The following is a 24,560-nucleotide window of genomic DNA, read 5'->3' on the forward strand; positions in this document are numbered from 1 at the left end:
ACCGGCTTCCTCCGGCCGTTACAGTCGTGGACTGTGACCCCCGAGCTGCGGCACCTGCGGTACTTCGTCGCCGTGGCGGACCGGCTGAGCTTCACCCGGGCCGCCGAGGACCTGCGCGTCGCCCAGCAGTCGCTGTCGCAGCAGATCACGGTGCTCGAACGGACACTGGGCCTGCGGCTGTTCGACCGGGACACGCGCGGCACCCGGCTTTCCGAGGCGGGCCGCGTCTTCCTCCCCGAGGCCCGCGCGGTCCTGGCGCGTGCCGAGGAGGCCGTGGCGGTGGCCGGCCGGGTGGCGCGCGGCGAGATCGGGCGGCTCCGCCTGGCCTTCCTCGGCAGCACGACGCACTACATGCTGCCCACGGTCGTACGCGCCTTCAGGGAGCGCTTCCCGGAGGTGGAGCTGACCACCGACGACGTGGGGATCGGCGACCTGGTGGCCGGCCTGCGGGAGGGGCGCTATGAGGCCGCGTTCACCCGGCCGCCGCTCGTCGGCGACCTGGCGACGCGGACTCTGATCACCGAGCCGGTGTGCGCGGTCCTCCCCGCGGGCCACCCCCTGGCGGGACGGGCCGAGCTGCGGCTCGCGGATCTGGCCGGTGAGCCGTGGGTGCTCACGCCGCGTGAGTCGTGGCCGCCCTGGCACCGCAAGTACGACGAGGAGTTCCGCGCGGCCGGCTTCGAGCCGCGGGTCGAGCAGCGGGCGTCGAGCGTTCCCGGCCTGCTCGGCCTGGTGGCCGCCGGTGTCGGCGTCACCCGGCTGGCCCGGTCGGCCCGGACCATTCGCCGTACCGGCGTGGTGTTCGTGCCCCTCGCCGGTGAGCGCGCCGAGACGGTCGTGGCGTGGCGGCCGGAACCCGGCGACCGCGTACGTGGCGTGCCGGATGCCGGCGGGCAGGGCGGGGGAGCGCCGGATGTGCGTGAGCCGGTGCTCGCCAACCTGCTCACGCTGGTCACGGAGCTGGCCGCGTCGGCCGACCTGACCCAGGCGGGATAGGCGGCACCGGCCGGGGTTCGGAAAGCGGCGCGGGCGTCCCCGGGGCCGGCGCCCTTACCGGCCCAGCTCGGCGCGCCAGATCCTGGCCTCCTCGGGGGAGCACTTCTGCGGCGTGCGCGCGATCATGGCCGCCAGCTCGTCGTCGAGACCGTTCACCGCGCCGTTGTACGCGTTGCACTGGCTGGACAGGCGGTTACTCCAGTCCTTGGCCGTGCTGCTCGTCCACACCGCGCCTCCGGCCATGTTCTGGGTGGGCTTGTCCAGCTTCGCCGTGAGCTCGTCCTGGATCCGCTGAACGCGGCTCAGAAGCTGGGTCAGGTGGGTGTGCAGGGGATTGGTCACTTCCGCCACGGCGGCAGCATAGCCACCTCACCGCCGCTCCGACCGAAAGTTGCGTAGTTTGTCCGGTTTGTCAGATTGCGTGACCGTAAAGGTTGAAACTTGCATCACATTGCGATGTCCTTGCGACCTGGGAAGACGTCTGGTGGGGTTGTTGACTACGGGCTTAATGTGACCACGCCGGTTTTATCTCGCTATTGTCGTGATTTGTCACCAGCGTCCTCAACTTTGGAGTCCCCGCTGATGAGGGTCACCGAATCACCGCCTTTTCGCAGCCCGGAGGCGCAACGGCTGGCCGATCAGACGCCGTCGAAGCCGGGCGCCCAGGGGCGCCGGCTCCCCGTCTCCCCCCGGGAGCGCAAGCCCGCGCTCGCGGCGCTCGCCGTGCTGCTCATCGTCGGCGGCGCGATGCTCACCGTCACGCTCGTCCTGCGCAGCGGGGACCGGGTCTCGGCGATCGAGATCGGGCAGCGCGTCGGAGCCGGGCAGCCCATCCCGCTGTCGGCGCTCAGAGAGGTGCAGATCGCGGAGGACGGGCCGGGGTTCGTGTACTGGTCGGCCGCCCAGGACATCACCCGCTACTACGCCGCGGTCGACCTGGTGCCGGGCACGCTGCTGAACCAGAACATGATCTCCGAGAGCTCGGCCGAGCTCGTGCCGGGCAGGGCGGTCGTGGGCCTGTCGCTCAAGTCCGGTCAGGTGCCGCCCGGCCTGCAGACCGGGCAGCGCGTCCAGGTCATCTACGTGCCGGGGGAGAACAGCGAGGGCCAGCCCAAGATCCTCGCCCACAGCGCGCTGGTGAACGCGGTGCTCGGCGGCGACGCCACCACCGGCAACCTCACCGTCGCGGTCGTCGTGAGCGACACCGTCTCCCCGGTGATCGCGGCGTACGCCTCCACGGGCCGGATCGCGCTGGCCTACCTCCCGGGGGCGGGCCCCTCGGGCCAGGCCGAGCCTCCCCCCACGCCGGAGGCGAGCGCGAGCCCCGGCGTCCAGCCGACGCCGACCAAGCGGCGCAAGACGCCCGTGGCGACGCCGCCCCCGGTGGACGAGCAGCCGAGCAGCACGCCGACCACCCCGCTGGGCACGGTCAAGCCCAAGGTGAGCGGCACCCCCGGCGGCCTCGTGGACGGGCAGGGCTGACATGGCGCTGATCGCGCTGGCCGCCGACAAGGGGGCTCCCGGCGTCACCACCGCGGCCACGGCCCTGGGCGCGGTGTGGCCCCGCGCCGTGCTGGTCGCGGAGTGCGACACCGCCGGGGGCGACCTGGCCTACCGCCTTCCGGCGCAGGGGGGTGGGGCGCTGAACCCGGCCAGGGGCCTGCTGAGTCTGGGCGCCACCGCCCGGCGGGGGCTGCAGCCGCAGCAGATCCAGGAGCACACCCAGCAGCTCGTCGGCGGCCTGGAGGTGCTGATCGGGATCAACGGGGCCGAGCAGGCGGCGGGCCTGACCTGGCTGTGGGACCCCCTCGCCCAGGCGCTGAAGGCCATGCCCGCCGACGTGCTGGCCGACTGCGGCCGCATCGGGTCCAACCCGGAGATCCTCGACCTGCTCGTCCAGGCGGACCTGGTGGTGCTGTTCGCGCGTCCCACCCTTGACCAGGTCGCGCACCTGCGCGAACGCGTCGTCACGCTCGGCCGGGCGCTGGCGGAGCGCGGCCGGAGGCATCCCGAGATCGGCGTCGTGATGGTCGCCGAGCAGCGCGAGTACGGCAGGGCGCTCGCCGAGGTCAGGCGGGTCATGCAGGGCGCCGGGCTGCCCGACGTCGTCCTCGGCGGCCTGGCCTACGACGTCAAGGGAGCCGACCTGCTGCGCGGGGAGTGGGGCGGGCGGCTCGATCGCACGCTGCTCATCCGCTCGGCGCGGGAGGTCGTGGGCACGCTGCTCGCCCGCGTTCCCGGGCCGGTCGGCCCGCCCGCCAGGGAGGCCGCCCGATGAGACCCGTGAAGATCGACCACGGGCTGGTGAAGCGGTTCCGGCAGGAGGTCGGCGACCGGCTGGCCCATCAGCGGCGGCTGGACCAGGCCAGTGGTGTGCCGGCGATGACGGGGGAGGACGAGCGGCAGTTCGCCCGCGCCCTGATCGCCCAGGTGCTGGAGGAGCACGCGCGCACCGAGATCGGGGTGGGCCGCACGCCTCCCACCGCCGAGGAGGAGGAGGCGCTCGCCGGAGGCATCCACGCCGCGCTGTTCGGCGTCGGCCGTCTCCAGCCGCTGCTCGACGACACCGAGATCGAGAACATCGACATCAACGGCCACGACCGCGTGTTCGTCAGCTACGCCGACGGGCGCGAGGTGATGGCCGATCCGGTCGCCGAGTCCGACGAGGAGCTGATCGAGCTCATCCAGATCCTCGCGGCGTACTCGGGGTTGTCGTCGCGGCCGTTCGACACCGCCAACCCCCAGCTCGACCTGCGCCTGCCCGACGGCTCCCGGCTGTCGGCCGTCATGGACGTCACCGTACGGCCGTCCCTGTCGATCCGCCGCGCCCGGCTCGGCAAGGTCTTCCTGAGCGATCTGGTGGGCAACGGGACCATCAGCCGGGAGATCGGCCGGTTCCTCACGGCCGCCGTCGCGGCGCGGAAGAACATCATGATCGCGGGGTCGACCAACGCGGGCAAGACGACGCTGCTGCGGGCGCTGGCCAACGAGATCCCGCCGAACGAGCGTCTGATCACGGTGGAGCGTGCGCTGGAGCTGGGGCTTGACCAGTTCCCCGAGCTGCACCCCAACGTGGTCGCCTTCGAGCACCGGCTGCCGAACTCCGAGGGCCAGGGCGAGATCACGATGGCCGAGCTGGTGCGCCGGTCGCTGCGGATGAACCCCTCCCGCGTCATCGTCGGCGAGGTCCTCGGCGACGAGATCGTCACCATGCTGAACGCGATGACCCAGGGCAACGACGGATCGCTGTCGACCATCCACGCCAACTCCAGCATGGAGGTCTTCAACCGCATCGCCACCTACGCCCTCCAAGCCGAAGAACGCCTCCCCATCGACGCGACCCACATGCTCATCGCCGGCGCCATCGACTTCGTGATCTTCATCGAGAAGCGCAACGACTACGGCAGGGGTGGCCGGCTGCGCCGCTTCGTGGCGAGCATCCGCGAGGTGACCGGCGTCGACGGCCGGGTGCTGTCGTCGGAGGTGTTCGCCCCGGGACCGGACGGCGCCGCCATGCCGCACGCGCCCATCTCCTGCGCGATCGAGCTCTCCCACTACGGCTACGACCCCGGATACGGAGCGTGGTCGTGAACGGCGCCGGCGAGATGACCCTCGCCCTCCTCGGAGGCGCGGCGGCCGGAGGAGGGATGTTCCTCCTCGGGGCCTTCATCAGGGGCGTCGAGCCGAGGCCGGCCGCGCCGGGCCGTACCGAGCAGCGCAGGCAGCAGCTCAGGAAGCTGTCGGTCCGCCTGGGCGGGGCGGCCCTGACAGCCGCCGTGGTGCTCGTGGTCACCCGGTGGCCGGTCATCGCGGCCGGCTCCGGGTTGCTGGTCATCGGCTGGCACGGGCTGGCGGGCGGCGCCGCCGAGGAACGGCGGGCGATGCACAACCTGGAGGCCCTGGCCGCGTGGACGGAGTCCCTCCGCGACACGATCGCCGGCGCGGCCGGCTTGGAGCAGGCCATCCCCGCGTCGGTGCGGGCCGCCGCGCCCACCCTCCAGCCGCACCTGCGCGCGCTCGTCGACCGGTTGCACACGCGTATGTCGATGCCGGACGCCCTGCAGCGCTTCGCCGACGACCTGGCCGACCCGTCCGCCGACCTCGTCATCGCCGCGCTCGTACTGAACGCCAAGCTCCGCGGCCCGGGTCTGCGCGAGGTGCTCGGCGCCCTCGCCGGATCGGCCCGCGAGGAGCTCGACGTACGCCGCAAGGTCGAGGCCGAGCGCCGGTCCACGCGGCGCAGTGTCCAGATCGTCGTGGGCGCCTCTCTGGGCTTCGCCGCCCTGCTGATCATCTTCAACCCGTCGTACGTCGCCGAATACCAGGGTCTGCTCGGTCAGCTCGTGCTGCTCGTGGTGGCGGTGCTGTTCGGCGCGGGCTTCGCCTGGATGCGGCGGCTCGCCAAGTTCGACAAGCCCGAGCGCCTGCTGGCGAGGACGGCGGCGCCGGCGACGGTCCCCGACTCGTTCGGCGCGCCCGCTCCGGAGGTGCCGGCCCGATGAGCAGTGTCTCCACCGCCCTTTTCGCCGGCGCCCTGATGGGGCTCGGTTTGTTCGCGCTGGTGCGCGCGCTGTTCCCGGCCCGCCCCGGCATCGCCGCCCGGCTGTCCGCCATGGACGCCGTACGGCAGGGCGGCGGCGTGTCCCGGGTCAGCCTGGTGACGACGGACGAGGACGTCAGCCCGCTGCGTCGGCGCGTCGGCGAGTCGGCCCAGAGGTTCTACGCGGCGCGAGGGTGGGAGCTCCGCTCGACGAGGGCGGACCTTGCCCTGCTCGCGCGGTCGTTCGAGGGGTTCCTGGCGACCAAGTGCCTGCTGGCGGCCTCCGGCCTGCTGGCCGCGCCGATCCTCGCCGCCTGGCTGTCCCTGATGGGCTGGGGGGTGAGCCTCACCGTCCCGCTGTGGTCGGCGCTGCTGGTCGCCGGGGTGTTCTTCATGCTGCCGGATCTGCAGATCAAGCGGGACGCGGCGGCGCGCAGGCGCGACTTCAGGCACGCGGTGGGCGCCTTCCTCGACCTGGTCGCCATGAACCTCGCCGGCGGCCGCGGCGTGCCGGAGGCGCTCATGATGGCCTCCTCGCTCGGCGAGGGCTGGGCGATGATCCGGATCCGTGACGCGCTGGCGAACGCGCGGATCATCGGCATCACGCCATGGCAGGCCCTCGGCCAGCTCGGCGAGGAGGTCAATCTCGACGAGCTGCGGGACCTGTCGTCCGCCCTCGGCCTCGTCGCCGAGGACGGCGCCAAGGTCAGGCAGTCGCTGGCCGCGCGCGCCGAGACCATGCGCCGCCGGGAGCTCGCCGAGGTCGAAGGGCAGGCCGGCGAGCGCTCCCAATCGATGCTCGTCGCCCAGCTCCTGCTGTGCGCGGGCTTCCTGGTGTTCCTGAGCTTTCCCGCCGCCATGAAAATGCTGGGCTGATGAAGGAGTTACTGCCGATGAATCCGATGGAACATCCCGCCGTCCTCTATATGCGAGCGTTGCTCGGCGATCGCCTGCACCGGGCGAGGACGGCGCCGTCCAAGGGCGCCTCCGCCGTCGAGTGGGTCATCATCACGGCCATCATCGCCGGCGTCGCGCTCACGTTGGCGACGCTCATCCAGGGCCTGGTGAGCAAGAAGTCCGCCGACATCTCCAGCCAGTTCGGCGGCGGCGGGGCGGCCAATACCGGCGGCTGAGCGGACCGGCCGGGCCGACGACATGCCCGCCTCAGAATCGCACGGCCGGGCTCCGCGAGGGCCCGGCCGTGGCAGGCGCGCGCCCGATGGGGGCGCGTCCACAGTCGAGCTCGCCCTGATCATGCCGGTCGTGCTGGTGGCGATGCTGGCGATCGTGCAGTTCGCGCTGGTCTTCCACGCCCGGCAGATCGCGGACGGCGCGGCCCGTGTGGGGGCGCGGGTCGCCCGGGCCGCCGGGGTGGGGGCGCAGTCGGCGGGCTGGCAGCGCGCCGCCGAGACCCAGGCGCGTCAGCGCGTGGCTCTCATCGGCAAGAAGGTGCTGGAGAACCCCACGGTCCAGGCCTGGCAGGAGGGCGACGAGCGGGGTGTCACGGTGCGCGGCAACGTCACGGCGGCGATCCCGCTGCTTCCCGGCATGACGTTCACCATCACGGCCCGTTCGGGAGGCCCCATCGAATGCTTCCGTCCCGACGACGGCACCGGAGACTGCCAATGAGCGCCACGGCCTCAGGCCGCCCCGAGCCGCCTCGCCGGAGGCGAGGCAATGAACGCGGCTCGATGGCGGTGGAGGCGGTGTTGCTGGCGCCGGTGATCCTGCTTTTCCTGCTCTTCATCGTGGGGGCGGCCCGGATCGTGGAGGCGAAGGGCGAGGTGGACGGCGCCGCGCGGGACGCGGCGCGGGCGGCGTCGGTGACGCGTGACTTCGGCGCGGCGCAGTCGGCGGCGGCGCGGGCGGCCAGGGCCGGGGTGGACTGCAAGGGCGGGCCGAGCGTCAGCCTGGCGGGCAGCGCGTGGCGGCAGGGCGGGAACGTGCGTGTGGAGGTGGGGTGCGACGTGGATCTCAGCGCGGTGAGCGGGTTCGGCTTCGCGCCGACCCTGCACATGACGAGCACGTCGGTGGCGCCGCTTGAGGAGTACAGGAGGATCGATGCCCAGGGATAGGGAGCGGGGCTCGCTGTCGGTGTTCATGGTGGGTTTCGCGTTCCTCGGGCTGGGGCTCGCGGGGATCCTGGTGGATCTGTCGTCGATGACGAACTCCTACCTGCGGGCCGCGGACATCGCCGAGCAGGCGGCGCGTGCGGGCGCGGGGGACATCGACGAGGACTATCTGCTCCGCACCGGGAACGTGCGGATCGCCGACACCGGGTCGTCGTGCGGGAAGGCCAGGGCGATCGTGGCGGCGCACCGGGACGACCAGGTGGCGCTTCTGGGCTGCCGGGTGCCCGACGACCAGCATGTCGTGGTGACGGTGCGGCTGCCCTGGGACGCGTACTTCCTGGCGGCGTTCGGCGTGCGGGGGGGCACCCGGGACGCGACGGCGACCGCCGGGCCGAAGACAGGACAGGGGGGCTGACGGCATGTCACCACGGCAGGCCGCGAAGGTGAAGGTGGGCCGGTCGGCGTCGGACGTCGCGTTCGGCGTGCTGGCGGTGCTGGCGCTCGCCGGTCTCCTGGCCGGCGTGCCGTACGCGCTGGTGAAGTGGTTCCGCTCGCCGATCCCGGACGGCGGGTTCACCCTCAGCATGCTGACGCAGGACGTGGGCCTGAGCACGGTCCTCGACATGTTGTCGATCCTGGTGTGGCTGGCCTGGCTGCAGCTGGCCGTCTGCGTGCTGGTGGAGCTGTGGGCGGGCATCCGCCAGGTGGGGGTGCCGGCGAGGGTGCCGTTCGCGAGGGGGCCGCAGGCGCTCGCGAACCGGCTGGTGACGGCGGCGCTGCTGCTGTTCACCGCGACGGCGGTCATCGCGCCGGTGGCGAGCTCTCTCACGTCGGGGCCGCCGCAGCAGCACTCGCACTCGGCGGTGGTCCAGGACAGGACGCCGGCGGTGGAGAAGCAGGTGCTGGCGCCGGTTCAGAAGACGAAGAAGGTCTACGTCGTGCAGCCGCCGCACGGGCGTCATCACGAGAGCCTGTGGGAGATCGCGGAGAAGTGCCTGGGGGAGGGCCGCCGCTACAAGGAGATCTACCACCTCAACGAGCATCGGGAGCAGCCGGACGGCACCCGCCTGAAGATGGCCGACCTGATCCGGCCGGGGTGGGTCCTCGACATGCCCCACGACGCCGTCAACGTGCACGTGGTGCCGGTCGACGAGGACCGCCCGGCCACGCTGGAGCACCACCCGGACAAGCCGGTCGAGCTGGACGGCGACACGCATTACGACCAGGTCGGCGAGGACGGCCGGGGGCCGGTGGCGACGCCCGACGGCGGGCACGCCGAGCAGACGGTCCGTGCCGCCGACCCGGAGACCACCCAGGACATCCGGGAGCACGTCAGGGATCTGCGCCCGGCCACCCCGGACACGCCGCGGGTGCACGAGTCGCCGGTCGCGGACATCGCCGCGGCCTGGCCAGACTTCCTGGCCGCCGCGTCGCTGGCCGCCGCCGGGCTGCTGGCCGCGCTGGGCGGCCGCAGGCGGGCGCAGCTGTGGAGCAGGGCGTTCGGCCGCCGTCTCCCACACCCCGAGGGCGACGCCGCGCTCGCCGAGATGGCGCTGATGCTGGGGGCGGACACACAGGGCTCCCGGCTGCTCGACGTGGGGCTGCGCCATCTCAGCCACGCCCTCGCCGCGCAGGGCCGCACGCCGCCGACGGTGTTCGCCGCGTTCCTGGCCCGTACGCATCTCGACCTGTGGATCCACCCGGCGGACCGCGACGCGCCCGCGCCCTGGGCGGCCCTCGACGGCGGCCGGATCTGGCGTCTCACGGCGGCGGACGGCCTCCGGCTGCCGGAGCTGCCGGGCGTGCTCGCGCCGTACCCGGGCCTGGTGTCGCTCGGCACAAGCGAGGCGGGGCGGGTCCTGGTGGACCTGGAGGCGGCGCACGGGCTGATCAACCTGCGCGGGCGCGCGCACGTCGTGGCGGCGGCGCTTGCGGCTCTCGCCGTCGAGCTGGCCACGAACCGCTGGTCGGACCACATGCGGCTGGTGCTGGTCGGCTTCGGCCGGGAGCTGTCGCTGATCGCCCCCGACCGGATCTCGGCGTACGCGACGTTGGAGGAGGCGCTTCCCGAGCTGGAGGCCCAGGCGGACGACGTCCGCCGGGCGCTGGCGGCCTCCGGCCTCGACTCCGTGCTCACCGGACGGTGCAGGGGCGTGTACGGCGAGGCCTGGATGCCCGTCTACCTGCTCACCGCCGTGCCGCCCGACGCGGCGCAGGCGGCCCGGCTGGCCGAGCTGGCCAGGACGGGCACCCGGCTCGCCTCGGGCTATCTGGTGGCGGGGGACGAGGTGCCGGGCGCGTCGTGGACGTGGGAGCTGTCTCCGGACGGCCGCGCCGCGGTCGCCGCGCTGGGGCTGGACGTGCGCGGCCAGCTCCTCCCCGAGCAGCAGTACGCCCAGGTGATCGAGCTGTTCCGGAGCCTGGGCAGGGACGAGGTGGCGATGGACGACCCCGAGCCGTCCGGTCCCGCCGCCGCTCAGCTCCGTCCCGGGTTCCGGCCCGCCGTCGAGGTGCGGGTGCTCGGCTCCGTCGAGGTGCGTGCGCCCGGGCCGCTGGAGGAGGAGCGGCTGCCGGTCTGCGCCGAGCTGGTCGCGTACCTGGCCACGCATCCGGGTGGCGTGCATCCCCGGGTGCTCGCCGGCGCCCTGTGGCCGCGCGGCGTGGAGGTCTCCGTACGGGACGCCGCCGTGGACCGGGCGCGTCAGTGGCTCGGCACCGACAGCGCCGGGCGGCCCAACCTGTACGCCGACGAGGAGGGGCGCCTCCACCTCGGCCCGGAGGTGCGGGTCGACTGGCTGGTCTTCCGCGAGCTCGTACGGCTCGCGCGGCGCGAACCGGCACGCGAGACCGAGCACCTGAGCCGCGCGCTGGACCTGGTGCGCGGCCCGCTCCTCCAGGGGCGGCCGCCCGGCCGCTACCTGTGGCTCGCGGGCGACGGCCTGGTCTACGAGGCGTCCGCCCGGGTGTCGGACGCCGCCCGGCGGCTGGCGCGGCTGCTGCTCGACGCGGGCGACGCGCCCGGTGCGATGACCGCCGCGCAGTCGGGCATGCGGATGTCGGACGAGGACGAGGCGCTCTGGCGGGAGCTGCTGCGCGCCGCGCACGCCACCGGCGACGGCGCGGCCCTCCAGCACTGGGTGACGGCGCTGCGCCGCCGGGCGGCCTCCTCCCGCTATCAGGGCCGGCTGGTCCCCGAGACCGAGGCGCTCATCGAGGAGCTCCTGCCCGCCCCTGTCAGGGCCGCCGGATAGGAGCCTCCATGCCCGCACCGCCTGCCCCCTCACCGCCCGTGGCGCGCCCGCGCGTGGTGGGGGTGGCGCGCGCGTGGATGTTCCGGGTGGCGTGCGCGGCCGTGGTCGTCGTGGTGCCGGCCGCCGGCTGCGGGAGCACCCCGACGTCGGGCTATGTCCCGCCGCCGGTGAAGAGCGAGGCGGCGGCTCCACGGGCGGGCACGCCTTCCCGGAGCGTCCCTTCGGGCGATCCCCCGTCCGCAGCGCCCACGCCCAGCCGTACGGCGCGGCCACGGTTCGCCTTCCCGAAGGACTTCAAGGTCGTCGTCCAGGCCGAGACTCCGCCCGCCAGAGCGGCCGGGGCCGTGCGGACGTTCCGGGAGTTCTGGCAGGCCTGGTGGTACGCGGTGACCACGCAGGGGCGCGACCGGCGTTACCTGGAATACATCGCCCCAGGCGCGGACGCGTACGGCACCGGTCTGTTCGCCCGGGTCGTGGGCGATTGGGCGCGGGAGAACGTGCGGCCGACGGGGGTCGTCCGCGCGCGCGCCGTCCAGGCGCTTCAGGGAGACGGTCCTGGAGTCACCCTCGTCGGCTGCGGCGACGAGACCCGGGCGGGTACCAGGAACCTCACGACCGGCCAGGTGAGCTGGACGTTCGGGCAGCACGACACATCGCGCTACAAGATCAGAATCATGATGGTCCCGGGGCCGGGGGGCGGCTGGCTGATCCGCGCCTACCAGTCCGTCCCGGTGACGAGCCCTTCAGGCAGGGAGTGCCGATGACGTTACGAAGGATCCTGATGGTCGTGGCGGTCCTCGCCGCGACGCTGGTGCCGGTGGTCCCGGCGCACGCCGACCCCAGCGGAGGAGGCGGCGGCAACGGGAAGGGCGACTACTACGCCTGGGTCGCGTCGCGGGTCAAGTACAAGGGACATGCCGTGAGCAACAATCCCAAGCCGGTGGCCGTCGACCCGCCGCACTGCTGGTACCAGCCCGAGTACACCCATCCCGAGATGCTCGAATGGGCGCAGCGGATCTATTTCGCGTGGCATCACCAGGGCCGGGAGGACCAGGTCGGGGCGCACGACTGGTACGAGAAGACCCTGGCGGAGATCAACAAGCACGCGGGTGAGCCGGGCGTGATCTTCTGGTTCCTCACCGACGACGGCACCGACGCGGGCTGGGACTGCTATCTCAGCACCGACCCATTCTGGATCTACGTCGGGCCGGGGGCGCCGTCCGTGCCCGGCGACAAGATCATCGACCCGCAGGACCTGGCGCTGCTCGCCCGCGCCCACCTGTCGTTGCCCCAGCCGAAGGTCGAGCTTCTTCCCGGGAGGAAGAACGGCGTCTACACCAGTTACGTCGGCCTGCGCACGTGGGTGAAGGCCCCGTGGCCAATCGGGGTGAAAGACGTGACCGCCTACGTCGAGGGCTATCCCGCGCTGTCCGCGACCATCACGGCCAGGCCGCTCCGGATGAAGATCACGGCCGACAACGGGACGGCACACGTCGGGGCCGACTGCCCGCCGTACCGCAAGGGGGGAGACGGCTGCTGGGTGGTGTTCAACCGGGCGTCGCTCGGCGGGAGGTACCGGATCACCGTGACGCAGGTCTGGGCGATCGGGTCGGACGTGCCCGGCGCGAATCTGCAGCCCAATCCGGCCGAGATGTCCACGACGCAGACGGTCGTCGTCGACGAGATCCAGTCCGCCGTGACCCGCTGACGCTACGCGGCGAGGAAGTCGAGCAGGGCCGGGTTGACCACGTCGGGGTGGGTCCAGGCGATGTTGTGCGGGCCGCCTTCGACCGTCACGAAGGTCAGATCGGAGATCAGGCCCGGCAGCCGCGCCGCGGTGCTGGCGTACGGCAGGATGCGGTCGGCGTCCCCGTGTATCACCAGCACGGGGACGTCGATCTTCGGCAGGTCGTCCCTGAAGTCGGTCAGCCAGGAGTCGACGCACGCGTACGCGGCGTGGGCCGAGGCGGCGACCGCGACGTTGAAGCTGTTCTGCCACGCCTGATCGCTGATCCGGGTGCCGCCGAGGACGTCGACGTTGTAGAAGTCGTCCAGGAACGCCTTGAAGTAGGCGGGGCGGTCGGCGACGACGGCGGCCTTGATCCCCTCGAAGACGGCGCCGTCCACGCCCTCGGGATTGTCGTCCGTTTTCAGCAGGAACGGCGGGATGGCCCCCAGGAGGGCCGCCTTCCTGACCCTCGCGGAGCCGTGGCGGCCGAGGTAGCGGGTGACCTCCCCGCTGCCCATGGAGAAGCCGACGAGGTCGACGCCGTCGAGCTCCAGGTGGTCCAGGAGCGCGACGAGGTCGTCCGTGAACGTGTCGTAGTCGTAGCCGATCGTCGGCTGGCTCGAATTGCCGAATCCGCGGCGGTCGTAGGTGATGACGCGATAGCCGGCCTCCAGCAGGACGCGTTCCTGCTTCTCCCAGGAATGGCCGTTGAGGGGATAGCCGTGAATGAGGACGACCGGCTGACCGGTGCCGTGGTCTTCGTAGTAAATCTCGATGTCGCTGCTGTTCTCCTGGCCGACGATCATTTTCGACATATGGATGCCTCCTTTGCGTCTGTCCGAAATGTCTAGCCCAACCGAAGCGCGATGCATAGCGGCTCGGTATAAAGCCTTTACACCTTTGGAAAGAGATCTACGGTGAGGGCGCCCCCTTTGTCGATGAAGGAGTGACTGATGTCCAACAGCTTGCTCGGCGGCGACCCCGCGGAGATGCAGGGCATGGCCGCGCAGTTCAGCCAGCAGGCGGACCAGGTCCGCGCCACGATGGCCAACCTGGACCGTGAGGCGGCCAAGGTCGGCACCGCCTGGACCGGCCCGGGCGCGCAGCGGTTCCACGACGCCTGGCAGAGCTACCGGGCGGCCTTCCAGCGCATGTCGGAGGAGCTCAACGAGGCCTCCCGCGTCATCACCACCTACCGCGGCAACATCGAGTCCGCCACCCGTTAGAGACCGTCAGCCTGCGAGGCCGCTCCCGCGGTCGCGGCGGGGGCGGCCTTCCGCTGCTCCCGTCCGGCAAGGCTCAGGCCGGTACGGCGGCCTGGATGGGGGTCACGGCCCCCGCGATCACCAGCAGGCCGCGTCCCGGCGGCCCTCCGACCGCGCCGCGCGGCAGCCGTACGGTGAACAGATCTCCGTCGGCGGGGCTCTGCACCGACAGCAGCAGGCCTGTCCGGGCCTTGCGCGCCTCGGCGGCGAAGCCCCGGTACGCCGTCGCCAGATCCCCGGTGGTCCCGGCGATCAGCAGCCCGTGCTCCCCGTCGCGCCCGGTGCGCAGGATCTCGTCCAGGGCCAGACCCAGCGGCGAGTCGGGCGAGATCAGCTCCGCGTCGTCCACGACCACCAGGAAGCGCCCCTGCCCCACGACCAGGGCCAGCGGGTCGTGCGCCCCCGGCAGCCCGCCGAAGTCGTCGGCGCCGCCCCCGGTGACGCTCCGCGCGTTGCCGTCCAGCACCGCCAGCACGCCCGGCGACCCGGCGAGCTCCCGCAGGGGGCTGCGCCGGGGGGTCACGACCAGCACAGGGACGCCGCGCTGGAGCACCGACCTGGCGGCGGTGAGCAGGCACGTCGAGCGGCCCGAGCGCGGCGGCCCCGCCACCACCGCCGCCGGTCCCTGGCCCAGCAGGTCGATCCCCAGAGGGGTGAGGGAGTCGCCGCCCGCGCCGAGCAGCGTCCACAGGCCCGACGGCGGCTCGAACGACGGCTCCAGGTCCAGGGCCTGCTCGGCCGTGATCCGCATGGGCAGCGCGTCCACCCGCAGCGGCGGCTCCGACGGCCACGCCCATCCGCCACGCCGCTCCTCGCGGACGCCGCGGGTCCCTTCGCCCCCGAACCGGGCGGTCGCCGTACGGCCGAGCTCCTGCAGGGCCGCGACCTGCCCGGGGCCGGAGGCGTCGCCAGGCAGCAGCGCTATCTGGCTCTCGATCAGCCCGTTCTCGCCGATCGACAGCGCCCGTCCCGGCGGCATCGTGCCCGGCAGGTGCCGCAGGGGCAGCCCCGCCAGGCCGTAGTCGGCCGGATCGGCGAGGCGCAGGACCAGCCGATCGTCGAAGACCGTGGAGATCTGCCCGAGCAGGCCCGACCGGTCGGAGGTGACCACGGCCCGCAGCCCGACGGCCGGACCCTCCCGCAGGAGCTGCAACAGGGCGTCGATGAGGCGGCCGTAGTCGTAGTTCTCGAACGCCGCGACGTACCCCTCCCACCGGTCCACCATCAGCACCAGCCAGGGCAGCCGGCCCACCCCTTCGGTCGCGCGCGAGGCGCGGGCGGCGGCGCGCGCCTCCGCCAGCGACGCGTACCCGGCCGCCGCCAGCAGGTGCTGCCGGCGGCCGACCTCCGCTCGCAGGCGGGCCAGGAGGCGCTCCACCCGGTCGAGCTGGTCGCGGGTGACGACGGCGCCGCAGTGCGGCAGCGTCATGAGCGGGAGCAGCGCGCCCGAGCCGCAGTCGATCGCGTGGAGGTGCACGTCCTCGGGGGAGGCGCCGGCGGCGATCGAGCCCGCGATCGTGCGCAGCACGGTGGACCTGCCGCTGCGGGCCGCGCCCGCGACGAGCAGATGGCCGCCCTGGCGGGGATCGAGGACCAGCGGCCGCCTGTCCTGCTCGGCCGGCAGGTCGACCACGCCGAACGGCAGCGGGGGCACCTCCTCGGCACCCGGCCGGTACGGCGGCGGCGGCGCGATCGTCGTGCCGTCCCCACCTGGCCGGATGCCCGTCACGCCGTCTCCGGCGCGCGCGGCGGCGCCGTCCTCCGCGTACGGCCGGGCTCCGGCGCGCGCGGCGGCGCCGTCCTCCGCGTACGGCCGGGCTCCCGCGCGCGCGGCGGCGCCGGTCAGGACGGGCGACAGGACGACCTGGTCGGGGAGCGGCGGCAGCCAGGGGCTCGGCTGGACGGGGACGCCGCGCCCGGCGGCCCTGATCGCGTCGACGAGCAGGGCGAGGTCGGTGCCGGAGGAGGCCTGGGCCGCCGGCACCGCCGCCGGGTGCCCGAGCGCGTGCCACGGCAGGTCGGCCACCCGCACGTCCTCGGCCTGGCCGGGCCGCTCGCCGGAGGGCCGGCCGGGGGTGCGCCCCCCGATCCGGGCGGTCTGCACGGCGACCGGCGCCGCCGAGCCCGCCCGGACGTAGCAGCGTCCCGGAGTGGACCGTGAGATGTGCGCGGCGTCCGGTGCGTCGATCACGTCGGCGGACTCACGGGCGTCCGTCACCCGCAGGGCGATCCGCAGCGAGGTGTTGGCCTGGATGTCGGCGGTCACCACGCCGCCGGGGCGCTGGGTGGCGAGGATGAGGTGGATGCCGAGCGAGCGGCCCCGCCGGGCGATGTCCACCAGGCCGTCGACGAAGTCGGGCAGCTCGGCCACCAGGGCGGCGAACTCGTCGATGATCAGCACGAGCCGGGGCAGCGGCGGGCGCTCGCCGCCCGGCTCGGGGACGTCCCCGGGCACGGGCGCGCCGAAGATGCCGCCGCCGCGCCCCTGCCGCACTCCGCCGGCGCCGAGGACCCAGGTGGACCCCCGGGCCCGCAGCCGCTGGTACTCCTCGATGTCCTTGGCTCCCGCGTCCAGCAGCAGCCGCTCCCTGCGGCGGATCTCGGCGGCCAGGGACGCCAGGGCGCGCTGGGTCAGATGGCCGTCGAGGTCGCTCACCATGCCCACGGTGTGCGGGAGCCGTACGCACTCCTTGAAGGCGGCCCCGCCCTTGTAGTCGATCAGCACGAACGTCATCTCGTCGGGCCGGTTGGCCGCCGCCAGCGAGGAGATCAGCGTCTGCAGCAGCTCCGACTTGCCCGCCCCGGTGGTGCCGGCGACGAGGGCGTGCGGGCCGTCCCGGCTCAGATCGACCTCGAACGGCCCCTCGGGCCCGACGCCGATGACGGCACGGGTCGTGCGGCCCCACTCCCGGGCGAGGGCCGCGGGGTCCAGCGGCGACAGCGGGGCCAGCAGGTCGAGCAGCCGGACCGACTCCGGCAGCGCCGACGACGGGTCCTCCCGGCTCACGTCCCTGAGCGGGGCGAGCGCCCGGCCGAGCCGGTCGGCCCACGCGGGGGAGACCTGGTCGGCCCGGATGTCGCCGATGGGGTCGAGGCCGCCGCCGTGGAGCCGTACGGTGCCGTCGGCGGCGCACGACAGCACCGTCGCGCACTCCTCGGGCAGCAGCCGCTCGTCGTCGTCGACGGCGATCGTGTAGACGCCGGCCCGGGGGCCCTGCCTGAGCACCTGTGGCATTCCGGGCAGGCCCCGCAGCACCTGTGCGCCGTCCAGCACGACGAGCACGTCGAAGGGGCGCTCGTCGTACGTCGCGAAGGCGGGCTCGGCCGTCTGGCCCCCGCCCTGGCGGCCCAGCTCCTCCCAGCCCGCCGGGCCTCCCGCCAGGCCGCCCCGCAGGACCCCGCCGTACGGCCCGGTCGCGGCCTCGGGGTCGAGCCGCGCGGCGATCAGCGCGGCGAGCTCGGCGACACGGCGGGCGGCCGCCTCGGGGTCGGCGCCGACGAGCGCGACGCAGTCGGCGGCGAGCGAGCCTCCCCGGGAGGCGGCGCCGGGGGCGCAGTGGGGCAGCCAGCGGACCCACCCCCACTGCTCGGCGCTGTCGGAATTGGCGGACAGGACGACGACGGCCAGGTCACGCGGGCTGTGCAGGGCCGCCGCCTGCCCGACGAGCCATCGGGCGCAGCCGAGCGCCACCTGCCTCGGCCCGGTGAGCCCGGCCACGCCGAGCCGCCGCATGACCAGCGCGACCGGGACGTCGTGGCAGGTCGGCGGCGTGGGACGGGGCGCCTCCGGCGGCGTCCCGGTCTCGGGCTCGAATTCCAGGTCGGCCGGCAGGTCGGCCAGCCCCACCCGCAGCCGCAGCGCGTCGCGGTCGTGGACCCGGCGCTCCCACAGCCGCCGCCGGGGGCCGGTCGCGGTGAGCAGCACCTCGGCCGGGTCGGGCGCGCCGTTCCGCCGGGCCGCCTCGTCCTCCTCGACCGCCCGCGCGACCTCCGCCTCGTAGGCCGCCAGCCGCTCGCGGTAGGCCTTGACGGCCTGGCGGTACTTCTTCCTGCCGTGCCTGCGGTCGCTCGCCCACTGCCCGAACATGATCAGCGGCGTCATGCCGGCGATCAGCAGGTAGTACCACTGGTGGAACACCTTCGCCATGACCACCCCGAGGACGGCCGGGAGCAGCGCGGCGAGCAGCTGCAGGCGCATCCCCTCGCCCCGCTTCGGCTCGCTGGGGACCACGATCCGCCGGTGCCGCTCCGGCCGCTGGAGCCTCGGCGGCCGGTTGTAGGCCAGCCCGCCGTCGGGCAGCGCGTCGAGGTGCGCGTCCGGCGGCTCCACAGGGGCGGCGGAGAAGACGGAGCCGCCGCAGGAGAGCATGGCGCGGGCGGGCCACGGCACCGGCTCGGTCACCGGCTCGCCCTCCAGCGCGGCGGCGGGCCCGTCACCGCCGCCGGGCGGCTCCACGGTCACCGAGCCGGGCGCGAGGCGGACCACGGCGGCCACCGGGGGCATCCGCGGGTCCGGCACGGCCACCGCGCACGCGGGGTCGGCCCCCACGGTGTGCGCGCCGAGGCCGAGCCGGTGGACCGACCCCGCGCCGGGGCCGCCGACCACGCGCAGCTCCACCAGGCCGCCCGGTTCCTCGATCATGGTGGCCGCCGCCGCGTGGCCGTCCATCGCGACCAGATCGCCGTCGCGGAGCAGGCCGAAGACGGCGGCGCCCGGGTCGAGCGGCCGCCCGTCCAGCCACAGCTTCGTCTCGGGAGCCCGCGGCCGGCCGCCCGGCCCGCCGTCCGGCCCGCCGTCCAGGTCGTACGGCGCGCGTGCGCGCGGGAGCCGTACGACGTTGGTGGGGCGCGCGGTGGAGCCGTCGAGGGCGGCGCCGAGCGCGGCGGCGAGACCGGCCACCGTGGTGGCCTCGTCGCCCTCGACGAGCACCTCCCGGTGGCCGTGCTCGGTGACCACGGTGAGCGTGATGCGCATGCGCAGGCCCCCATACGGCGGTCGCGTGACGGCCGCCGTGGAGGAGGCCGCCGGTGAACCGGCTGTTTCTCACGATGACCGCCACGATGACGGCCGTCGGGGTGGAGACGTCCTCCTGAGAGCGTTTCATCCCATGGCGCGTCCGTGAAGATCTCCGCCGCGGGGACGCTCCCCGGGGATGGTCCCCGGGCTTCCCGGGGGCACACGCTAGCGACGCGGCCCGCGCGCCCGGCGCCGTTTCCCGGATTCGGTAAAACAGGCGGTCAGAGTGGGATCCCCCGCCGTCCGCGGCCCTGCCGTGTCTTCTCGCCGTGCTCCCGATCAAGATCAATGTGAATGGTGTGACAAATGTGGATGGAGTTAATACCACTTATCACGAAATTCGGGAACCGCAAAGGCATCTGGTCATATCGCGATAGATCCACTGCCGTTGACAGGCGTATTGCTAACGGATAAGCATGGGTCGCCCCTTCAGGTCACTAACGACGGCGAAAGCTGCCCATAATGTGATGAATTCGGAGCAAAGCGCAAGACCGTAAACACATTCGAGCGGCCCGAAACAATGGGCGCGACGTCCCTGGGAGCCCCCCACCCATGAGGATCAGCGAGAAGCCGTCGCAAGACGGCCGCGTGCCGGCGAGCGAGCGGCCTGGGCTGTCCGGCCCCGCCTCGCGGAAGCTTCCCGTGCCGCCGCGCGAGCGCAAGCCCGCTCTCGCGGCGCTCGCCGTCCTGCTCATCCTGGGCGGCTCGCTCGCCACCACCCTGCTCGTCATGCGCAGCGGCGACCGGGTCTCCGCCGTCCGGATCGTCCAGCAGGTGGGCGAGGGGCAGGCCGTCCCCGTGAGCGCGCTTGAGGAGGTCCAGATCGCCGACACGGGGATCGACTACGTCCCCTGGCGGTTCAGCGACCGGGTCGCCGGGACGTACGCGGTGGTGCCCCTGCTGCCCGGCACGATCCTCACCGAGCGGATGGTCACCTCCGACTCCGGTCAGGTCGGGGCGGGCAAGGCGAGGGTGGGGCTCGCGCTCAAGGCCGGGCAGGTGCCGGACGGGCTCCGTATGGGCGACATCGTGCAGGTCATCTACGTGCCCGCGACGGGCAAGGGGTCGAGCGCCCAGCAGCAGCGGGTGCTGGCGTCGGCCGCCCGGGTCGAGAGCGTCGGCCTGCCGGGCAGGACGGGCAGCGGCCAGGTCACGATCCTCGCCGACACCTCCATCGCGCCCACCATCGCCCTGTACGCCTCCAGCGGGGAGGTCGCCCTCATCGAGCTTCCCGGGGTCAAGTGACGTGGCCCTCATCGTCCTCGCCGCCGACAAGGGCGCGCCCGGCGTCACCACCGCCGCGACGGCTCTCGGAGCCGTGTGGCCCCGTCCGGTGCTGCTGGCCGAGTGCGACCCCGCCGGAGGCGACCTGGCGTACCGGCTGCCCGGCGCGGACGGCGGGGTCCTCAACCCCGGTCGCGGCCTGCTCAGCCTGGGCGCGGTGGCACGTCGCGGGCTCCACTCGGAGCAGGTCTACGAGCACGCGCAGAAGCTCGTCGGCGGCCTCGACGTGCTGGCCGGCCTGACCAGCGGCGAGCAGGCGGCGGGCCTGACCTGGCTGTGGGGCCCTCTCGGCCGGGCGCTGGCCGCGCTGCCGCACGCCGACGTGCTCGCCGACTGCGGACGTCTCGGCCTGCACCCGCAGATCAACGACCTGATCGCCGAGGCCGACCAGGTCGTGCTGTTCACCCGGGCCAGCCTGGACCACGTCGCCCATCTCCGGGAGCGGCTGACGCTCCTCAACCGGCCCGCCGGCGTCGTGGTGATCGCCGACCCCCGGTCGTACCGCGCCTCGCTGGACGAGGTCCGGCGCATCGTCTCCGGCTGGGACGTCGCGTTCGTCGGCGGCCTCGCGTACGACCCGAAGGGCGCCGAGCTGCTGCGCGGCCAGTGGGGCGGGCGGCTCGACCGCAGCATGCTGATCCGTACGGCGAGGGAGCTGGCGGTGCGCCTCGCCACCCACGTCGCCACTCCGGACCAGGCGCCCGGCCGGCGGCAGGAGCCGTCGAGCGGGGTGACGCGGTGAGCTCCCCGGCGCGGCCGATCGACCACGGGCTGGTGAAGCGGTTCCGGCAGGAGGTCGGCGACCGGCTGGCCCATCAGCGGCGGCTGGACCAGGCCAGTGGTGTGCCGGCGATGACGGGGGAGGACGAGCGGCAGTTCGCCCGCGCCCTGATCGCCCAGGTCCTGGAGGAGTACGCCCGGGGGGAGATCGGCGTCGGGCGGACGCCGCCGAGCGTCGAGGAGGAGGAGGCCCTGGCGGCGGGCATCCACGCCGCGCTGTTCGGCGTCGGCCGTCTCCAGCCGCTGCTCGACGACACCGAGGTCGAGAACATCGACATCAACGGCTGCGACCGGGTCTTCGTCAGCTACGCCGACGGCCAGGAGCTCATGCACGATCCCGTGGCCGAGTCCGACGAGGAGCTGATCGAGCTCATCCAGATCCTCGCGGCGTACTCGGGGTTGTCGTCGCGGCCGTTCGACACCGCCAACCCCCAGCTCGACCTGCGCCTGCCCGACGGCTCCCGGCTGTCGGCCGTCATGGACGTCACCATCCGGCCGGCGGTCTCCATCCGGCGGGCCCGCCTGGGGAAGGTGTTCCTCACCGACCTCATCGGCAACGGCACGCTGACGCCGGAGGTGGGGCGGTTCCTGTCGGCGGCGGTGGCGGCGCGGAAGAACATCATGATCGCGGGGTCGACCAACGCGGGCAAGACGACGCTGCTGCGGGCGCTGGCCAACGAGATCCCGCCGAACGAGCGTCTGATCACGGTGGAGCGCGCGCTGGAGCTGGGGCTTGACCAGTTCCCCGAGCTGCACCCCAACGTGGTCGCCTTCGAACAGCGCCTGCCGAACTCCGAGGGCCAGGGCGAGATCACGATGGCCGAGCTGGTGCGCCGGTCGCTGCGGATGAACCCCTCCCGCGTCATCGTCGGCGAGGTCCTCGGCGACGAGATCGTCACCATGCTGAACGCGATGACCCAGGGCAACGACGGATCCCTGTCGACCATCCACGCCAACTCCAGCATGGAGGTCTTCAACCGCATCGCCACCTACGCCCTCCAAGCCGAAGAACGCCTCCCCATCGAGGCCACGCACATGCTCATCGCCGGCGCCATCGACTTCGTCGTCTTCATCGAGAAGCGCAACGACTACCACCGCGGCGGCACCCTGCGCCGCTTCGTGTCCAGCGTGCGGGAGGTGACCGGCGTCGACGGCCGGGTGCTGTCGTCGGAGGTCTTCACCCTCGCCGGGGAGCGGGTCGTCCCGCACGCCCCGGTCTCCTGTGCCGAGGAGCTCGCCGCGTACGGCTATGACCCGTCGCAGGGAGCGTGGCGATGAGCGCCCGCGGCCCGGTCCGTCCGGCTCGAAGGAGGCCATGATGCCGCTGCTGCCGCCGGGAGTGTTCGATCCGGCCGTCCTGCTGTCGGGGGCGGTGGCCGGCGGCGGGCTGTTCCTCCTCGCCCTGTCCCTGTACGGCATGCGCCCCCGGCCCGCCGGACCCGACGGCAAGGCAAGGCGGCTGCGGCTGCTGCGCACGCTGTCCACCAGGACGGCGATCGCCGCCGTCACCGGCGTGGTCGTGCTCGTGGTCACCGGATGGCCCGTCATCGCGGCGGGGGCCGTCCTGCTCGTCCTGGCATGGCGCGGGCTGACCGGCGGGGCGGCGGAGGAGCGGGCGGCGATGCGGCGGCTGGAGGGGCTGGCCGCCTGGACGGAGTCCCTCCGCGACACGATCGCCGGCGCCGCCGGCCTGGAGCAGGCCATCCCCTCGTCGATCCGGGCCGCCGCCCCGATGCTCCAGCCCCACCTGCGCGCGCTCGTCGACCGGCTGCACACCCGGATGCCGCTGGCCGACGCGCTGCGGATGTTCGCCGACGAGCTCGACGACCCGTCGGCCGACCTCGTGGTGGCCGCGCTGATCCTGAACTCGCGGCTGCGCGGCCCCGGGCTGCGGGACGTGCTGTCCGCCCTGGCCGTGTCGGCCCGCGAGGAGCTCGACATGCGGCGGCGGGTCGAGGCCGAGCGCAGGTCGACCCGCAAGAGCGTGCAGATCGTGGTCGGCACGGCACTGGCGTTCGCGGCCGCGCTGGTCGTCTTCAACAGGTCCTACGTCGAGGAGTACGACTCGCTGCTCGGCCAGGCCGTCCTCGTCGTGGTGGCGGGCCTGTTCGGCGCCGGGTTCGCCTGGATGCGGCGGCTGGCCCGCTTCGACAAGCCCGCCCGGATCCTCGCGCCGTACCACCGCCCGGCTCCGCCCGCCCCGGTGGTGCCGGCCCAGGCGCGAAGGGGAGGTGAGCTCCTCGGTGACCAGGTGTGATTCCACGGCCGGTGCGAGAAGGGAGGCGCGATGATCGAGACCGTGCTCGCGGGCGGTGTGCTCGGGCTGGGGCTGTTCCTGCTGCTACGGGCGTTGTTCCCGCCGAGGCCGGGGCTGCTCGCCAGACTCGCCGCGCTCGACCTGGCCCGGCACGGGACGCGGACGCGACGGGCGCCGCTGATCGCGGAGGAGGAGCAGGTCAGCCCGTTCCGGCGCGGCCTGGGGGAGCGGGTCGCCCGCTTCTACGCCTCGCGCGGCTGGGAGGCCCGCTCCATCCGGGCCGACCTGGCGCTGCTGGGCAAGTCCTTCGAAGGCTTCCTCGCGACGAAGGTGCTGCTCGCGGTCTGCGGCCTGCTCGCCTTCCCGATCCTCGTCGGCTGGCTCGCCGTGATGGGGTGGGGCGTCTCGGTGCAGGTGCCGTTCTGGTCCGCCCTCGTGGCCTGCCTGGTCTTCTTCCTCCTGCCGGACGTGCAGATCCGCCGCGACGCGGCCGTACGCCGGCGTGACTTCCGGCACGCGGTGGGGGCCTTCCTCGACCTGGTGTCCATGAACCTCGCCGGCGGCCGGGGCGTCCCCGAGGCGCTGATGATGGCTGTCTCGGTCGGCAGCCCGTCGGCGTCCGCGTCGGCGTCCGCAGCCGCGGCCGCGTCCACCACCGGTCCTCTCACGGGGGGCACCGCCACGCAGGCGAACGGCGCAGGCCCCGCTCCCGGGTCCAACTGGGCGATGGAGCGGATCCGCGAGGCGCTCGCCAACGCCCGGATCGTCGGCATCACCCCCTGGCAGGCCCTCGGCCAGCTCGGAGACGAGATCAACGTCGACGAGCTGCGCGACCTGTCGGCCGCCCTGGGTCTCGTCGCCGACGACGGCGCCAAGGTCCGCGCGTCGCTCACCGCCCGTGCCGCCACCCTGCGACGCCGCGAGCTCGCCGAGGTCGAAGGCAAGGCGGGGGAGCGGTCCCAGTCGATGCTGGTCGCCCAGCTCCTGCTCTGCGCCGGCTTCGTGATCTTCCTCAGTTTTCCGGCAGCCATGAAGATGTTGGGGTCCTGATGCTCTGGTTCCATTACCTGGTGGCCGTGCTCCACGTGCGGATCGACCGGGCCCGCAACGCTCCGACCCGAGGGGCCTCGGCCGTCGAGTGGGTGATCATCACGGCCATCATCGCCGGAGTCGCCCTCGGCCTCGCCACCCTCATCAAGACGCTCGTCACCCAGAAGGAAGGCGAGATCACCAGCAACTTCGGCGGCGGCGGTGGCGGTGCCGGCGGCCCTGCCGGCACCGGCGACGGCAGCAAGAATTGAGCGCTCTCCACGCGGCGCCCGGCCGGCGCGGCCGTGCCGGGCCGGGCCGTCGTGCCCGCCTCGGCGGG

At 73.5% G+C, this 24,560-nt stretch carries 23 protein-coding genes; 20 read left to right on the forward strand and 3 right to left on the reverse strand.

The genetic code is table 11. The features are described from left to right. Positions 1 to 33 precede the first annotated feature (33 nt). Complete coding sequence (locus AB0B72_RS00540; protein ID WP_367736110.1) at positions 34 to 996, forward strand: LysR family transcriptional regulator; 963 nt, start codon at positions 34 to 36, stop codon at positions 994 to 996. A 54-nt stretch (positions 997 to 1,050) separates the two neighbouring features. Here AB0B72_RS00540 and AB0B72_RS00545 read toward each other — a convergent pair whose 3' ends face one another. Beyond that, positions 1,051 to 1,347: a hypothetical protein gene (locus AB0B72_RS00545; RefSeq protein WP_367736111.1), complete on the reverse strand. Its 297-nt coding sequence runs from the start codon at positions 1,345 to 1,347 to the stop codon at positions 1,051 to 1,053. 231 nt (positions 1,348 to 1,578) lie between these two features. Between AB0B72_RS00545 and AB0B72_RS00550 the strand changes: the two genes are divergently transcribed. The 12 genes from AB0B72_RS00550 to AB0B72_RS00605 all read left to right on the forward strand — a co-directional run bounded on the left by AB0B72_RS00550 (position 1,579) and on the right by AB0B72_RS00605 (position 12,567). Continuing rightward, on the forward strand, positions 1,579 to 2,478 hold the full coding sequence (locus AB0B72_RS00550) for a hypothetical protein (RefSeq protein ID WP_367736112.1): 900 nt from the start codon (positions 1,579 to 1,581) through the stop codon (positions 2,476 to 2,478). A 1-nt stretch (position 2,479) separates the two neighbouring features. Next, the gene (locus AB0B72_RS00555) at positions 2,480 to 3,274 is read left to right on the forward strand and encodes a hypothetical protein (RefSeq protein ID WP_367736113.1); all 795 of its coding nucleotides are present in this window, start codon (positions 2,480 to 2,482) and stop codon (positions 3,272 to 3,274) included. Next, positions 3,271 to 4,587 (forward strand): CpaF family protein, encoded by a 1,317-nt coding sequence (locus AB0B72_RS00560; RefSeq protein WP_367736114.1) that lies wholly within the window; start codon positions 3,271 to 3,273, stop codon positions 4,585 to 4,587. The genes AB0B72_RS00555 and AB0B72_RS00560 overlap by 4 nt, the downstream gene beginning before the upstream one ends. After that, complete coding sequence (locus tag AB0B72_RS00565; RefSeq protein ID WP_367736115.1) at positions 4,584 to 5,498, forward strand: type II secretion system F family protein; 915 nt, start codon at positions 4,584 to 4,586, stop codon at positions 5,496 to 5,498. Before AB0B72_RS00560 ends, AB0B72_RS00565 begins: the two co-directional genes overlap by 4 nt. Beyond that, on the forward strand, positions 5,495 to 6,412 hold the full coding sequence (locus AB0B72_RS00570; protein WP_367736116.1) for a type II secretion system F family protein: 918 nt from the start codon (positions 5,495 to 5,497) through the stop codon (positions 6,410 to 6,412). Before AB0B72_RS00565 ends, AB0B72_RS00570 begins: the two co-directional genes overlap by 4 nt. Before the next feature lie 17 nt (positions 6,413 to 6,429). Continuing rightward, on the forward strand, positions 6,430 to 6,669 hold the full coding sequence (locus tag AB0B72_RS00575; RefSeq protein ID WP_367736117.1) for a hypothetical protein: 240 nt from the start codon (positions 6,430 to 6,432) through the stop codon (positions 6,667 to 6,669). Positions 6,670 to 6,691: 22 nt separating this feature from the next. After that, positions 6,692 to 7,165 carry a TadE/TadG family type IV pilus assembly protein gene (locus AB0B72_RS00580; protein WP_367736118.1) on the forward strand — a complete coding sequence of 158 codons (474 nt, stop codon included), beginning with the start codon at positions 6,692 to 6,694 and terminating at the stop codon, positions 7,163 to 7,165. Positions 7,166 to 7,227: 62 nt separating this feature from the next. Further along, positions 7,228 to 7,611 carry a TadE/TadG family type IV pilus assembly protein gene (locus tag AB0B72_RS00585; protein ID WP_367736119.1) on the forward strand — a complete coding sequence of 128 codons (384 nt, stop codon included), beginning with the start codon at positions 7,228 to 7,230 and terminating at the stop codon, positions 7,609 to 7,611. Beyond that, positions 7,598 to 8,023 (forward strand): flp pilus-assembly TadE/G-like family protein, encoded by a 426-nt coding sequence (locus AB0B72_RS00590; protein ID WP_367736120.1) that lies wholly within the window; start codon positions 7,598 to 7,600, stop codon positions 8,021 to 8,023. The genes AB0B72_RS00585 and AB0B72_RS00590 overlap by 14 nt, the downstream gene beginning before the upstream one ends. Before the next feature lie 4 nt (positions 8,024 to 8,027). Further along, entirely contained in the window at positions 8,028 to 10,859 is a 2,832-nt protein-coding gene (locus AB0B72_RS00595) for a BTAD domain-containing putative transcriptional regulator (protein WP_367736121.1), read from the forward strand. A gap of 8 nt (positions 10,860 to 10,867) precedes the next feature. Next, complete coding sequence (locus tag AB0B72_RS00600) at positions 10,868 to 11,623, forward strand: hypothetical protein (protein WP_367736122.1); 756 nt, start codon at positions 10,868 to 10,870, stop codon at positions 11,621 to 11,623. Then, positions 11,620 to 12,567 carry a hypothetical protein gene (locus AB0B72_RS00605; protein WP_367736123.1) on the forward strand — a complete coding sequence of 316 codons (948 nt, stop codon included), beginning with the start codon at positions 11,620 to 11,622 and terminating at the stop codon, positions 12,565 to 12,567. The genes AB0B72_RS00600 and AB0B72_RS00605 overlap by 4 nt, the downstream gene beginning before the upstream one ends. Positions 12,568 to 12,569: 2 nt before the next feature. Here AB0B72_RS00605 and AB0B72_RS00610 read toward each other — a convergent pair whose 3' ends face one another. Next, positions 12,570 to 13,403, reverse strand: a complete 834-nt coding sequence (locus AB0B72_RS00610; RefSeq protein ID WP_367736124.1) for an alpha/beta fold hydrolase — start codon at positions 13,401 to 13,403, stop codon at positions 12,570 to 12,572. A 138-nt stretch (positions 13,404 to 13,541) separates the two neighbouring features. On the opposite strand from AB0B72_RS00610, the gene AB0B72_RS00615 reads away from it, so the two are divergent. Next, a complete protein-coding gene (locus AB0B72_RS00615) occupies positions 13,542 to 13,814 on the forward strand; it encodes a WXG100 family type VII secretion target (RefSeq protein ID WP_367736125.1) in 273 nt (90 codons plus the stop codon). 73 nt (positions 13,815 to 13,887) lie between these two features. Here the strand turns inward: AB0B72_RS00615 and AB0B72_RS00620 are convergent, their stop codons facing one another. After that, positions 13,888 to 18,828: an FtsK/SpoIIIE domain-containing protein gene (locus tag AB0B72_RS00620; protein ID WP_367736126.1), complete on the reverse strand. Its 4,941-nt coding sequence runs from the start codon at positions 18,826 to 18,828 to the stop codon at positions 13,888 to 13,890. Between the two features lie 594 nt (positions 18,829 to 19,422). Here AB0B72_RS00620 and AB0B72_RS00625 point away from each other — a divergent pair. Genes AB0B72_RS00625 through AB0B72_RS00650 form a run of 6 tightly spaced genes read left to right on the forward strand, consistent with a single transcriptional unit; the run spans position 19,423 to position 24,492 of the window. Next, on the forward strand, positions 19,423 to 20,115 hold the full coding sequence (locus AB0B72_RS00625) for a hypothetical protein (RefSeq protein ID WP_367736127.1): 693 nt from the start codon (positions 19,423 to 19,425) through the stop codon (positions 20,113 to 20,115). Between the two features lies 1 nt (position 20,116). Continuing rightward, positions 20,117 to 20,896: a MinD/ParA family protein gene (locus tag AB0B72_RS00630; protein WP_367736128.1), complete on the forward strand. Its 780-nt coding sequence runs from the start codon at positions 20,117 to 20,119 to the stop codon at positions 20,894 to 20,896. Further along, positions 20,893 to 22,212, forward strand: a complete 1,320-nt coding sequence (locus tag AB0B72_RS00635) for a CpaF family protein (RefSeq protein WP_367736129.1) — start codon at positions 20,893 to 20,895, stop codon at positions 22,210 to 22,212. Before AB0B72_RS00630 ends, AB0B72_RS00635 begins: the two co-directional genes overlap by 4 nt. 37 nt (positions 22,213 to 22,249) lie before the next feature. Next, a complete protein-coding gene (locus AB0B72_RS00640; protein ID WP_367736130.1) occupies positions 22,250 to 23,191 on the forward strand; it encodes a type II secretion system F family protein in 942 nt (313 codons plus the stop codon). A 30-nt stretch (positions 23,192 to 23,221) separates the two neighbouring features. Continuing rightward, positions 23,222 to 24,241 carry a type II secretion system protein gene (locus AB0B72_RS00645; RefSeq protein ID WP_367736131.1) on the forward strand — a complete coding sequence of 340 codons (1,020 nt, stop codon included), beginning with the start codon at positions 23,222 to 23,224 and terminating at the stop codon, positions 24,239 to 24,241. Next, complete coding sequence (locus AB0B72_RS00650; protein ID WP_367736132.1) at positions 24,241 to 24,492, forward strand: hypothetical protein; 252 nt, start codon at positions 24,241 to 24,243, stop codon at positions 24,490 to 24,492. The genes AB0B72_RS00645 and AB0B72_RS00650 overlap by 1 nt, the downstream gene beginning before the upstream one ends. Positions 24,493 to 24,560 lie beyond the last annotated feature (68 nt).

This window comes from Microbispora sp. NPDC049125, assembly GCF_040802045.1.
Lineage (GTDB): Bacteria > Actinomycetota > Actinomycetes > Streptosporangiales > Streptosporangiaceae > Microbispora.